Origin of the sequence: Marinifilum flexuosum (assembly GCF_003610555.1) — a bacterium.
In the GTDB taxonomy this organism is placed as follows: Bacteria; Bacteroidota; Bacteroidia; order Bacteroidales; family Marinifilaceae; genus Marinifilum; species Marinifilum flexuosum.
Window position 1 is genome coordinate 124566 of the sequence record NZ_RAPQ01000009.1, and the last position, 12028, is coordinate 136593.

Here is a 12028-nt window from a genome sequence, read left to right on the forward strand (position 1 = left end):
TATTTACTAGATGTATATACTATCTAAAATAACACAAAAGGGCATCCATAATTCAGGATACCCTTCGTTCTATTACGATATAACTGTGATTAGAAATCAATCTTTGTTCCTTCGTAACATGCCTGATAGATTGCCTTAATCTCTTCAAACTTTGGTTTACGAGGATTGAATAAGGTACATGGATCTTTCATTGCATTCTCAGTTAATGTATCCAATTTAGCATCCCATTCTTCCTGGCTAATACCATATTCTTTAATAGAACCAACTACACCTACTTTTAAGCGTAAAGCTTCAATTTCTTGTGCAAAATCTTCAGCAGTTGATTTTCCAAACAAAGCAGCTAAATCTTCATATTTGTCGGTAACTTTAGAGTTGAAACGAGCTACATTAGGCATTAGAATAGCATTACCACATCCGTGAGGAATACCAAAAGTACCTCCAATTTGATGAGACATAGAGTGAACAATTCCCAACCATACATTGGTAAAAGCCATACCTGCCATACATGATGCATCGTGCATTGCCTGACGAGCTTCTTTGTTGTTTGGTTCAGTGTAAGCTGTTGGTAAGTTTTCGAATACCAATTCAATAGCACCTTTTGCCAAAGAATCGTTGTAACGATCAGCAATATTTGATACGTAAGCTTCAACACCGTGACTTAAAGCATCTAAACCAGTGTTTGCAGTTACATGAGCCGGCATACTTTCACAAAGTTCACCATCAACAATTGATACATCAGGAGTTAACTCGTGAGAAACAATTGGATACTTGGTTCCTTTTTCTTTGTCTGTGATTACAGAAAGACCTGTGATTTCGGTACCAGTACCACTTGTTGAAGGAATTGCTACAAAATAAGCTTTGCTACGCATTTTCTTAACTGCAAAAGGAGCTGCTAACTCTTCTAGAGTTGACTCTGGATACTCATAGTATACCCACATTGCTTTTGCCGCATCAATAGCTGAACAACCACCTAAACCAACAATAACATCTGGTTGCTCTTGTGTGAAGAAATCAGCTCCTCTTTTCACAGTATCAATAGATGGATCAGCTTCAACACCTGAGAATACTACTGAAGAAATTCCTGCTTCTTTCAAAAAGTCTTCAGTTCTTTTTAATGAACCATTTGCTCTTACCGAGTTACCTCCAATTACGATAACTGCTTTTTTACCTTTTAATTCTTTTAAATTTTCAAGACTTCCCAATCCGTGGAAGATCTCTTTTGGTACGATAAATTTTGCCATAACTTTTTATTTAATTTGGTTTTTATCAATTCAAAACAATTGTTCTACTGAATGCTCATTTCAGTCTTGAACCATTGTTAATGATTACGCTGACAAAAGTATGGCAAGTCCCCTTCAGCATGCTTACTGAAAAAGTTCATTCTATTATTAAAAAAGGTCAAGTTGATTTTAAAATGAATCTTTTATCCTAACACACCCTACAGACACCCTATAAAATAAGGATTTTATATAGCTATGAATTACTTAGTAATTTCCGTTGGACTAATTCCAAATTTATTTTTAAAGGCAATACTAAAATTAGGAAGATTAGAATATCCAAAGTCCAGATAGATGTCCGAAGCTGTAACATCACCTTGTTGTAATAACTCTTTTGCTCTTTGCAGCCTTTTATCCTGAAGCCACTTTCCTGGTGACATTTCATATTCTGCAATAAAATTGCGTTTGAATGTTGACAGACTCATATTACACAAAAAGGCAATTTCCTCTAACTTTAGATTCGAATATGCATTGCTCTCTATCACCTTTTTAAATGGGGAATGTTCTTTAGATATCAATGAATGAAGGTACAATTCAAACTTCTCTCCATATTTTCCAATAAGATACAACATGATTTCTTCGAACTTAATGGAAAGCAGGTTTTCGTTAAAAGTTGAAGGCATGGCTGCCATTCTGGAGAGCGTACCGATATACGAAGCGATATATTCATCATTCTCTATCACAAAAAATGGCACTTCCTCTTTTAACTTCCCTTCTTGAATAGGATATTTCTCCAAGAATTCCTTTAATCTATCTTCAGAAAAGAAAAATAGCTTACAATAATAGATATCATCATTGTCCAAAAGCTCTGTCCATAGCCAATTTCCCTCACGTATTAATAAGGATTGTTCCTTATTCACCATTACTGATGCATCGGCAAAATGAACCTGTTTTTTACCTATCTGCAAAAAACTAAACATGTTCATGCTTAAATTGACCTTGCTTTTAACTACATCACTGGTCATTTTAAAATCATAAACAAATAAATCTTGCTCTCGACTATCCGATTGAATATATATTTCTGGAATATTTGCTACCGACATGCTAACTCGATTAAATAAAGAATCTGAGACAAAAGTAATTCATTTTCTCATAAGTATTCAACAATAAAGTGCAATCTACATTTTATGCTATCTTTGAATAACCCAAACTTTAAGCAACTCAAAATGATACAAGAGAACAGAGACCATATTGAAAACCAGATAAAAGAAAAGATTGAAAAACTGGAAGTTGAAATTGTTACACTAAAAGATTTAACCCAACCCATTTCTCCGGATTCTGCCATTGGACGAGTTAGCCGAATGGATGCCATTAATAACAAAAGTGTAAACGAGGCCGCATTACGCAAGAAGAAATCCCAATTAATTGCTTTAAAAGAAACAGTGAAAAACCTGGATGACCCTAATTTTGGAAAATGCATGAAGTGTGGTGCCGAAATTCCTATCGGAAGAATCATGATCATGCCCGAAAGTAAAAAGTGTGTTCGCTGTGCAAGCAGGTAATTATTCCGTAACTTTAATAGTGACAAACTCTTTCATCTAACTCAAACTTTTTAAAAATGTGCGACAGTTGCTGTTTTTCCGGAGTTGGCATGATCATCATGATCGTTTTCTCGATTTTAATTTTCCTTTTGCCATTGATCGCTTTAATAGATATTGTTAGAAATGAATTTACAAACTCGAACAAACTAATTTGGGTTCTGGTAGTATTGCTGTTCCCATTTTTTGGTCCAATTCTTTATTTTATATTTGGACTGAAACAAAAAATTAGAAAATAAAGTATGATTACCTCAATTCTATTTAATATTTGGCTACTACTTAAAATAGTAGCCATTCTTCTGCCTATTGTTGCAATAGTAGATATCCTCAAAAGAAAATTACTGGGAATCGACAAATTAATTTGGATTCTACTGGTAATCTTCATTCCGATTATTGGCTCCATTATCTATTTTTACGACCGCATAAAACATCGAAAGAGAAAATAGGTATCTTTGCAGTTAGCAGTTAGCAGTTAGCAGTTAGCAGTTAGCAGTTAGCAGTTACAAAGTTCGGAGATAATCAACCTCCTACCAACTTTATACTTATTACTTTAAACTTTATCCTTTTTGTTATGGCTAAAAAGAAAAAAAATATCGTATACTCAACCAATCCAGATTACAACTACGAATACGAAGAAGATTTTGTAGAAGAAACACTTCCCCCTAATCAGCAAAAACTAAAGGTTTTACTAGATAAAAAACAGCGCAAGGGTAAAGTAGTTACTTTAATTGAAGGTTTTGTTGGCAGTCCTGATGATTTAAAGGATTTAGGAAAAATGCTAAAATCGAAATGTGGTGGCGGAGGATCTGCTAAAGATGGAGAGATTTTGATTCAAGGCGATCACCGAGATAAGATTATGGATATCCTAAAAGCAGAAGGTTACCAGGTGAAACGTGTTGGTGGATGATTTCAATGATTGTTATAGAGACACACGACCGTGTGTCTGTACATCATACAAATATAAAAACCCCGAAATCCTTGGATTTCGGGGTTTTCTTATATCATCTTACAAAGCTTACATTTCTTTCAAACAAGCTTCAATGTTCTTTTCAATTCTTTCTTTAACGCTAGTAGCTTCAGCTTTAACGAATTTCTCACCAATAATTTGCTCGTACAACTCAATGTAACGCTCAGAAATTTGGTTAATTCTTGCCTCATCCATTTCAGGAACTTCTTGTCCTTCCTTACCCTGGAATCCATTTTCCATTAACCACTCACGAACAAACTCTTTCGACAATTGCTTTTGAGCTTCGCCATTTGCCAAGCGCTCTTCGTAACCTTCAATGTAGAAATAACGAGATGAATCAGGAGTATGAATTTCGTCGATCAAGTAAATCTTACCATCTTTCTTACCGAACTCATATTTTGTATCCACCAAAATCAAACCTTTTTCAGCAGCAATTTCAGTACCTCTCTGGAACAATTCCATTGTGTACTTTTCAAGAGCTTCGTAATCTTCTTTACTCACGATACCTTGTTCTAAGATCTCTTCTCTTGAGATATCCTCATCGTGACCTTCTAAAGCTTTGGTTGTAGGTGTAATAATTGGTTTTTCGAACTTTTGGTTTTCAACCATTCCCTCAGGAAGTGGTACACCACATAATGTTCTTTTTCCAGCTTTGTATTCTCTCCATGCGTGTCCTGTTAGGTATCCACGAATTACCATTTCAACCATGAATGGCTCAGCCAAATGACCAACAGTTACCATTGGATCTGGAGTAGCAATTTTCCAGTTTGGAACAATATCTGCAGTTGCATCCAAGAAGCGCTCTGCAATTTGGTTCAAAACCTGACCTTTGAAAGGAATTCCCTTAGGCAATACAACATCAAATGCCGAAATACGATCAGAAACAACCATTGCAAGATATTCGTCGTTGATATTATAAACGTCTCTTACCTTACCCTTGTAAACATTTTTCTGATTCGGAAAATTAAAATCTGTTTTAACAATAGCTTCTTTCATTGCTCCAAAAAATTCAAATAATTTATAAAACGGTTTAAATTAAGCTAAAAGCCAAAAGTTGTTAGCCATTAGCCAATAGATATTTCAATTAGTTGCGAAGATAGATAAAAGTAAAATTGTAAAAAAGAACAAATATGGAATTTGTTACAGAAAATTCACCTTGAATTTATCCTATAGGGAAAACCCTAATTATTCAATAAGTTGATGCAAAAATACACCCCAATCTGAATTGATAATTGTTCATTATTTACTGATCATTGTCCTTCTTCTTCTCCTCCAGCTTTTTCTCTTTTATCCTTTGCTCTACCCTCTCGTCTTCTTTCTCGTAAGCTGCAACAATTTCCTTTACCAAACGGTGGCGAATAATATCCGAACTATCGAACTCCACCATTGCAATTCCCTTAATCTTTCGAAGAATTCGGAATGCCTGAATCAAACCTGATTGTTGTTTGCGAGGCAAATCAATTTGGGTAATATCACCGGTAATCATAAACTTACCACTGGTTCCCATACGAGTTAAGAACATTTTCAACTGTTTGGTAGTTGTATTTTGTGCCTCATCTAATATTACAAAAGCATCATTTAAGGTTCTACCTCGCATATAGGCCAAAGGTGCAATTTGAATGACCTCAGCTTCCAAATAATCAGCCAGTTTTCTTGGCGGAATCATATCCAACAAAGCATCGTAAAGCGGTTGCAAATACGGATCAATCTTTTCCTTTAAATCGCCAGGAAGAAAACCAAGATTCTCTCCAGCCTCAACCGCTGGACGACTCAATATAATACGCTTTACCTCCTGATTGCGCAGAGCTTTAACCGCCAAAGCAATTGCCGTATAGGTTTTACCCGATCCTGCAGGTCCTACAGCAAACACCATATCGTTTTTAGCTGATTTTTCTACCAGCTTACGCTGATTGGCTGTTTTGGCACGAATAATTTTCCCATTGTTCCCAAAAATAATTACACTTTCAGGATCATCAGGGTCTTGAATGCCTGGCGTATTTTCAAGAATGATTCTTTTGATATTGGCAAGAGTAAGAACATTGTACTGGTTGTAGTGTTGAATCAACAAATTGATTTTATCCTCGAATACCTCAAGTATTTTCTCCTCTCCGCTTGCGATAATTTCATTTCCTCTGCCCACAATTCTTAGCTTCGGAAACAACTCCTTTACCACTTCAAGTTTTGCATTGTTAATTCCATAAAATTCAAGAGGGTCAATTACCCCTAAAGATATACTCTTTTCTATCATATAGTTTTTTCAATATTCATTACATTTGAGCTCACAAATTAGTTATTAATTCTGATTTGTAAACTCCTTACTAGTGAAAATTATTAAATAAAATTCCAATGATTATCCGATTTGTAAAACTTGAAATCCGAAAGGAGCATATTGAGGATTTCAAAATCCTGACAAAGAATGAAAAAGCTGATATTTTGGCCTTCGAAGGATGTTCTTACCTACAAGTTTTACAGGATCAAAACAATTCTTCCATCTTTTTTACTGTGAGTCATTGGGAATCCGAATCAGCATTAAACATTTATCGAGAATCAGATTTTTTCCGTGGCAACTGGAGCCAGGTAAAACAATGGTTTGCCAACAAACCACAAGCTTGGAGCCTTGCCTAATTACAGGCTTCTTCTCTTATCAAAACCATTTTTCAATCCTATTTTCACTACAACTTAAATTTACACCCACAGCAATTACTGTACAATAAATTTAAGCGCTTCTCCACAACTTTTAACAAAAAAAATACGTAAAGTAATTTGCAGAAATCATAAGATTGTTATTATTTAGCTATAGAAAAACAATATCTACAATTAGCACCACAACTACAAAACTAATTTATATTACTTATGACTAAAGACATTAACCACATCAAACAATTCTTTTTCGCAACTAGTATAGGATTTATATTTCTACTTGCAAGTTCCCTTATCTGGAACATACAAGAAGAAAAAAAGACAACATATGAGTTAGCAAAGGTTGAAGCAAAAGGAAATCATAATAAAGATCTATCTTTTCGACGATGGGCTGCAACGCATGGTGGTGTTTATATTCCAATTACCGAGAAAATTACTCCGAACAAATACTTAAATTTTGTTCCCGATAGAGACATTACAAGCACAACTGGCAAAAAACTAACTTTAATCAACCCGGCCTATATGACCAGGCTTGCATTTGAAATTAGTGAAGCTGAATCTGGAGAAAAAGGACACATAACCAGTTTAAATCCAATACATCCTAAAAACAAACCAGATGAGTGGGAAATTAAAGCATTAAAATTGTTCGAAAACGGAGCTAAGGAATACAGCAGCGTTGAAACCATAGACAATAAAGAGTACTTGCGTTATATAAAACCTCTTTATGTAGAAAAAGGATGTTTGAAATGTCATACTGAGGGGAAGTATCAGTTGGGAGACATTCACGGTGGAATTAGCGTAGCCATTCCTATGGAAAGGTATGATGCCATATTAAATTCTAAAATACAAGATTATGCCTATTCGCATGTTTTAATTGCCCTAATGGGATTATTTTTAGGATGGCTAGCCTATCGAAGAACTTTACATTCGGTAAGAGAGAAAAACGAATCACAACACAAAATAGCTGTTAACGAAGCCTTGTTAAGAGAAAAAAACAGAGAGCTTATCACTGCAAAAGATAAAGCTGAAGAAAGCGATCGCTTAAAAACAATTTTCCTTCAAAATATGAGTCACGAAATCAGGACTCCAATGAATGCCATTCTTGGTTTTTCATCATTGCTTCCCGACGAATTTGATAATAGAAACAAACTAATTGAATACACCAGTATCATTAATCAAAGAGGAAAAGATTTACTTCGTATTATTAACGATTTGCTTGACATTTCAAAAATTGAATCAGAAAAAGTAGAATTACATATCGAACAGTTTGATTTAAACTCTCTATTAATTGAAGTACAATCTGTTGCTTTAGCCCTGCAAAGCAGGTACGAGAAATACCATATTAATGTAATATTTCCAATAAACTTCGATAACGAAAACATTGTTCTTTGCAGTGATAAAGGAAGACTAAAGCAGGTGTTTGCCAATTTAATTAGCAATGCCTTTAAATTTACACAAGAAGGAAGCATTACTATTGGCTATTACCTTTCAGCAAATAAAATTTACTTTCAAGTTGAAGACACGGGCATTGGAATCCCTGGAAAAGAATTAGAGAATGTGTTCAACCGTTTCACCCAGGTAGAACAGGAAACCACACGCACTCACGATGGAACAGGCCTGGGTTTATCCATTGTAAAAGGAATTCTACGTCTTTTAAACGGACAAATAGATGTTGAATCAGAAGAGAATAAAGGCAGTAAATTCACCTTCTACATCCCACTACAAAATGCTGATTCAGAACAAGGCCAACAACAAAAATTGCAGTTTGAAGTGTAAACACAATGTAACAGTTGCAAACTCTAACAGTCACAAAATCCAATAGTCAAAAGGTGAATCCTTAAGAATTACTGAATAATGGTCACTCTTGACCTTATATACTCTTCGCAAAATATACCTCCCCAGCTTGGGGAAACCCCATCCTATTTTTTGAAGTGCTTCCCCAAGCTGGGAAAGCACTTTATTTTTTCATTTTACGTTTTCCCAAGTTGGGGAAGGCTTTATTTTTCAGAATGGGATTTTCCCAAGCTAGGGAAGCACCTCTTTTTCTCATTTCGAGCTTTCCCATCTTGGGGAAGCACCTCTTATTTTCATTTCGAATTTTCCCAGATTGGGGAAGCACCTCTTATTTTTATTTCGAGTTTTCCCATATTGGGGAGAGGCCCTTTTTCTCATTTCGAACTTTCCCAGTTTGGGGAAGGCGTTTTTTTTCAAAACTGGCTTCCCCAAATTCTCATTTCGTATATATTTTTAATTGACTATAATCATTTAACCCTCCAATACATCCATCTTATTCTCTTCTTACCTCCCCTATTACCTCTTATATTAAATCACACAATTAACCCCACTAAAGCTACATTTTAACTGATAAAAGGAATTTCCTTTTAAAATTTTATTTGATTTTATGATTCCTTTACAATATTTTTTCATACATTAGTTTTGACATAAAAAACAACCTACAAACCCAAAACCTTATTTTATGTATCAAAAGATCAATTTTCACAATCTCCAGAACATGGAGTTGATTCTGTTCATTAAATCATTTATTGAGATAATTGCCAAAGCCGATCCTGAGCTTCTTAAAGTAAAAGCCCAATACGATGCTTTGCTAGCCATTTTCACTGAAATGGATACATTCTATAACCCAGAACTGGCCAACAAGCTAACCAAGTTGATTCAAGAGTTAGATGGTAAAAGAGACCAAGCACTGTCTGGTATTATTGATGTATTAGAGGCTTACCTAAAACATTACGACCCTGCCACAAAATTGGCTGCCGAAAGTTTGCTTCATTCTATTGACAATTATGGCGATCAGATTGGCAATTACAATTACATTAAAGAAACTGGTACAATTAGAAGTATGTGTACCCGTTGGAAAAACGTTGATGAACTTACACAGGCACTAACAAAACTAAACCTAACAGCGTGGACCAATAAATTAGAAGAATTCAACACTCAATTCGACGCTCAATACATGGAGCGAAACGAATTGGATGCCAAATCGCCTGACATTACCATGGTTGAATATCGCAAACAAAGTTACGAAGCTTACAAAGCAGTATTAAAATATATGGAAGCCAATGCCTTGTTAAACGGTGTGGAACCATATACTGAAGTAAACAAGAGCATCAACCAGACGATTGAAAAATACAACCTGGTAATCAAAACCAGAATTAGCAAAAAAGACGAAACTGAAGTTCCTGAAGAGTCAACTTCCGTAGATTAGTAATAATTACTTACATGCAATTTGGAACTACCCCGAGAGGGGTAGTTTTTGGTTGAATCTGTAAAATTAACCAATCGCAACACATAAGTTAATTTAATACCAAACACTTTACAACACATTAATTTTACTCCAATGAAGATTTATGAAAAAATAAGGCCTTTTCTATTCTTAAAAAGAGACAAGAAGTCGGTTCATTACAAAAATCTAAAAGATGGCGATAAAATCGAAATTGATGGGAAAGAATATGTGAAAGTAAGACTTCAATTGGTAGATAGCTTGGATATGGATTCTGCAAAATCAATTGATAACCTGGAAACTGAAAACAGTTTACTTACCGAGCAAAATAAAGAATTGATAGCTAATTTTGAGGAACTAAATATTAAAGCATCTTTACTCGAACAATTAAACCACAACTTAATAAACCACAGCCAACCTAATTTTTCACGAATAAAAACTCTTGAAAACAAAGTTAGTGAACAAAAAAAGAGAATTGACAAGCTACAACTATTATCGAAACGACATAAAGAAAACATCCTGAGATTAAGCATTAAGCATACAGATCTTAAAGTAAAGTTAGATAAGGAAAAACGAAAAGTAAAAGAGCTGAAAGAATACAATCTTCAAAATGAAGCAAATCAAAAGTTAATTTCAAAATTAGAATCCCTCAACAATAAAGTAATATTATTGGAACAATTGAATAAAAACCTGGTAAGTACTGATAATAAAGAAGCATGTAGATTAAATAAACGAGATGCTACAATTACCAAGTGCAATAAGGAAATCAACAGACTAAATAAACTAACTGAAAATTATAAATTTATTGAAAAGGAAAATGAAAGCCTTAAAATAAAGCTCGCTAAAGAAAAATACAAGGTAACAGAATTATTAAAACAATTACAAGCCCATATAAAATATGAACAGGTTGAAAATACAGAAGAAAGCCTGTATTAAATCCATTGTTCAAAAAATAGGGTTTAAATAATAACGAACAATTTCACTATCTTCAACTTTCATCAATCATATAGTCCTAATGATCCTATCCTACAAAACCGAACGCCTTCCCCTTAACTTTTTTATGCTGGGCATTAGTTTACTTTTAATTGGGATTGCCTTAAGTATTAGCGAAGGTTATCAAGGAATACCAGCCATCACTCTGTCCATCCCTTTCTTATTTACCCATTCGGGTTTATTGATAGATGCAGAAAACAAGCGATTCAAAAAATACACAGGCTTATTGGGGCTTCGTCTTGGTTCTTGGTGCGATTTATCGAGAGTCACACATCTGCAAATTATTCACACACGTGAAACCAAAGGAATGGCAGTACTTTCCATAGCCCGAAACGAAACCAACGTGGTACAAAAACTTCTCCTCATGATGCCACATGAAAGAATTGTTCTGTTATCGGATACACATGAAAAATTGGAACCTATGGCAAAAGAAATTGCAACGGAATTGGGGCTGGAATTGAAGTTTCCGAAGAATTAAATTCCAATCTCCAAACCAGCCTGATTTTTTTGGACTTTGGACTTTGGGTTTTGGGATTTGGAATTTGTACATTTGATCTTCGATTATCAAATACACAAGTATGGACAGAAAACTAAAAGCCTTTGAGCGCTTATTGGATATAATGGATCAACTTCGCGAAGGTTGTCCCTGGGATAAAAAACAAACATTCGAAAGCCTTAGAACCCTTACCATTGAAGAAACCTACGAGTTAGCCGACTCCATTCTTAAAGGAGACAAGCAAGAAATTAAAAAGGAATTGGGCGACATTTTGCTACACATTGTGTTTTACGCAAAAATTGGCTCGGAAACCAAAGATTTCGACATTGCCGATGTTTGCGATGGCATTAGCGAAAAGCTGATTTATCGTCATCCACACATTTTTAGCGACACCAAAGTTGCCGATGCCAAAGAAGTGGAAGAAAACTGGGAACAGTTGAAACTAAAAGAAAAAGGTGGTAACAAATCGGTACTCGAAGGAGTTCCTCAGTCTCTGCCTGCCTTGGTAAAAGCAAACCGTATTCAGGATAAAGTACGTGGTGTTGGTTTCGATTGGGACGAAAAAGAACAGGTTTGGGAAAAGGTGAAAGAGGAAGTAAACGAGGTGGAAAGCGAAATCCGTAAAGGCGATCAGGATAAGATGGAGCAAGAATTTGGCGATTTGTTCTTCTCTTTAATCAATGCAGCGCGTTTGTATGGCGTTAATCCCGAGAATGCTTTGGAAAGAACCAATCAGAAGTTCATGAAACGATTCAATTACCTTGAAAGCAAAACCCTTAAACAGGGACTAAACCTAAAAGAGATGAATTTGGAAGAAATGGATGAGATTTGGGAAGAGGCAAAGCAATTTGATAAGTAAGAGTTGCAAGATTCATACTA

At 35.1% G+C, this 12028-nt stretch carries 14 protein-coding genes; 10 read left to right on the forward strand and 4 right to left on the reverse strand.

Translation table 11 applies throughout. The features are described from left to right. Positions 1-89: 89 nt before the first annotated feature. Both BXY64_RS10410 and BXY64_RS10415 read right to left on the reverse strand, forming a co-directional pair. A complete protein-coding gene (locus BXY64_RS10410) occupies positions 90-1241 on the reverse strand; it encodes an iron-containing alcohol dehydrogenase (RefSeq protein ID WP_120239906.1) in 1152 nt (383 codons plus the stop codon). Between the two features lie 239 nt (positions 1242-1480). Continuing rightward, positions 1481-2320: a helix-turn-helix domain-containing protein gene (locus BXY64_RS10415; protein WP_120239907.1), complete on the reverse strand. Its 840-nt coding sequence runs from the start codon at positions 2318-2320 to the stop codon at positions 1481-1483. Between the two features lie 123 nt (positions 2321-2443). Here BXY64_RS10415 and BXY64_RS10420 point away from each other — a divergent pair, with 123 nt between their 5' ends. From BXY64_RS10420 to BXY64_RS10435, 4 genes are all read left to right on the forward strand, one after another. Next, positions 2444-2779, forward strand: a complete 336-nt coding sequence (locus BXY64_RS10420; RefSeq protein WP_120239908.1) for a TraR/DksA family transcriptional regulator — start codon at positions 2444-2446, stop codon at positions 2777-2779. A gap of 98 nt (positions 2780-2877) precedes the next feature. Continuing rightward, complete coding sequence (locus BXY64_RS21700; protein ID WP_373280245.1) at positions 2878-3054, forward strand: PLDc N-terminal domain-containing protein; 177 nt, start codon at positions 2878-2880, stop codon at positions 3052-3054. 3 nt (positions 3055-3057) lie between these two features. After that, positions 3058-3261: a PLDc N-terminal domain-containing protein gene (locus BXY64_RS21705; protein WP_120239910.1), complete on the forward strand. Its 204-nt coding sequence runs from the start codon at positions 3058-3060 to the stop codon at positions 3259-3261. Between the two features lie 125 nt (positions 3262-3386). Beyond that, positions 3387-3722: a translation initiation factor gene (locus tag BXY64_RS10435; protein ID WP_120239911.1), complete on the forward strand. Its 336-nt coding sequence runs from the start codon at positions 3387-3389 to the stop codon at positions 3720-3722. A 108-nt stretch (positions 3723-3830) separates the two neighbouring features. On the opposite strand, the gene BXY64_RS10440 is transcribed toward BXY64_RS10435, so the two are convergent. Further along, positions 3831-4778 carry a phosphoribosylaminoimidazolesuccinocarboxamide synthase gene (locus BXY64_RS10440; protein WP_120239912.1) on the reverse strand — a complete coding sequence of 316 codons (948 nt, stop codon included), beginning with the start codon at positions 4776-4778 and terminating at the stop codon, positions 3831-3833. A gap of 247 nt (positions 4779-5025) precedes the next feature. After that, the gene (locus BXY64_RS10445) at positions 5026-6030 is read right to left on the reverse strand and encodes a PhoH family protein (RefSeq protein ID WP_120239913.1); all 1005 of its coding nucleotides are present in this window, start codon (positions 6028-6030) and stop codon (positions 5026-5028) included. A gap of 98 nt (positions 6031-6128) precedes the next feature. On the opposite strand from BXY64_RS10445, the gene BXY64_RS10450 reads away from it, so the two are divergent. The 6 genes from BXY64_RS10450 (at position 6129) to mazG (ending at position 12008) form a co-directional block, all read left to right on the forward strand. Continuing rightward, a complete protein-coding gene (locus BXY64_RS10450) occupies positions 6129-6407 on the forward strand; it encodes a putative quinol monooxygenase (protein WP_120239914.1) in 279 nt (92 codons plus the stop codon). Between the two features lie 228 nt (positions 6408-6635). After that, positions 6636-8198, forward strand: coding sequence for an ATP-binding protein (locus tag BXY64_RS10455; RefSeq protein WP_120239915.1), 1563 nt, complete (start codon positions 6636-6638; stop codon positions 8196-8198). A 700-nt stretch (positions 8199-8898) separates the two neighbouring features. After that, a complete protein-coding gene (locus BXY64_RS10465) occupies positions 8899-9645 on the forward strand; it encodes a DUF6261 family protein (RefSeq protein ID WP_147375969.1) in 747 nt (248 codons plus the stop codon). A gap of 132 nt (positions 9646-9777) precedes the next feature. Then, complete coding sequence (locus BXY64_RS10470; protein ID WP_120239918.1) at positions 9778-10596, forward strand: hypothetical protein; 819 nt, start codon at positions 9778-9780, stop codon at positions 10594-10596. 79 nt (positions 10597-10675) lie between these two features. Then, positions 10676-11131 carry a hypothetical protein gene (locus BXY64_RS10475; protein ID WP_120239919.1) on the forward strand — a complete coding sequence of 152 codons (456 nt, stop codon included), beginning with the start codon at positions 10676-10678 and terminating at the stop codon, positions 11129-11131. Between the two features lie 100 nt (positions 11132-11231). Continuing rightward, on the forward strand, positions 11232-12008 hold the full coding sequence (gene mazG, locus BXY64_RS10480) for a nucleoside triphosphate pyrophosphohydrolase (RefSeq protein WP_120239920.1): 777 nt from the start codon (positions 11232-11234) through the stop codon (positions 12006-12008). Positions 12009-12028: the final 20 nt, after the last annotated feature.

Excerpts from the sequence above, each read along its gene's own strand:
- BXY64_RS10410 (WP_120239906.1), bottom strand. The coding sequence starts at position 1,241 with ATGGCAAAATTTATCGTACCAAAAGAGATCTTCCACGGATTGGGAAGT.
- BXY64_RS10415 (WP_120239907.1), bottom strand. The coding sequence starts at position 2,320 with ATGTCGGTAGCAAATATTCCAGAAATATATATTCAATCGGATAGTCGA.
- BXY64_RS10420 (WP_120239908.1), top strand. The coding sequence starts at position 2,444 with ATGATACAAGAGAACAGAGACCATATTGAAAACCAGATAAAAGAAAAG.
- BXY64_RS21700 (WP_373280245.1), top strand. The coding sequence starts at position 2,878 with ATGATCGTTTTCTCGATTTTAATTTTCCTTTTGCCATTGATCGCTTTA.
- BXY64_RS21705 (WP_120239910.1), top strand. The coding sequence starts at position 3,058 with ATGATTACCTCAATTCTATTTAATATTTGGCTACTACTTAAAATAGTA.
- BXY64_RS10435 (WP_120239911.1), top strand. The coding sequence starts at position 3,387 with ATGGCTAAAAAGAAAAAAAATATCGTATACTCAACCAATCCAGATTAC.
- BXY64_RS10440 (WP_120239912.1), bottom strand. The coding sequence starts at position 4,778 with ATGAAAGAAGCTATTGTTAAAACAGATTTTAATTTTCCGAATCAGAAA.
- BXY64_RS10445 (WP_120239913.1), bottom strand. The coding sequence starts at position 6,030 with ATGATAGAAAAGAGTATATCTTTAGGGGTAATTGACCCTCTTGAATTT.
- BXY64_RS10450 (WP_120239914.1), top strand. The coding sequence starts at position 6,129 with ATGATTATCCGATTTGTAAAACTTGAAATCCGAAAGGAGCATATTGAG.
- BXY64_RS10455 (WP_120239915.1), top strand. The coding sequence starts at position 6,636 with ATGACTAAAGACATTAACCACATCAAACAATTCTTTTTCGCAACTAGT.
- BXY64_RS10465 (WP_147375969.1), top strand. The coding sequence starts at position 8,899 with ATGTATCAAAAGATCAATTTTCACAATCTCCAGAACATGGAGTTGATT.
- BXY64_RS10470 (WP_120239918.1), top strand. The coding sequence starts at position 9,778 with ATGAAGATTTATGAAAAAATAAGGCCTTTTCTATTCTTAAAAAGAGAC.
- BXY64_RS10475 (WP_120239919.1), top strand. The coding sequence starts at position 10,676 with ATGATCCTATCCTACAAAACCGAACGCCTTCCCCTTAACTTTTTTATG.
- mazG (WP_120239920.1), top strand. The coding sequence starts at position 11,232 with ATGGACAGAAAACTAAAAGCCTTTGAGCGCTTATTGGATATAATGGAT.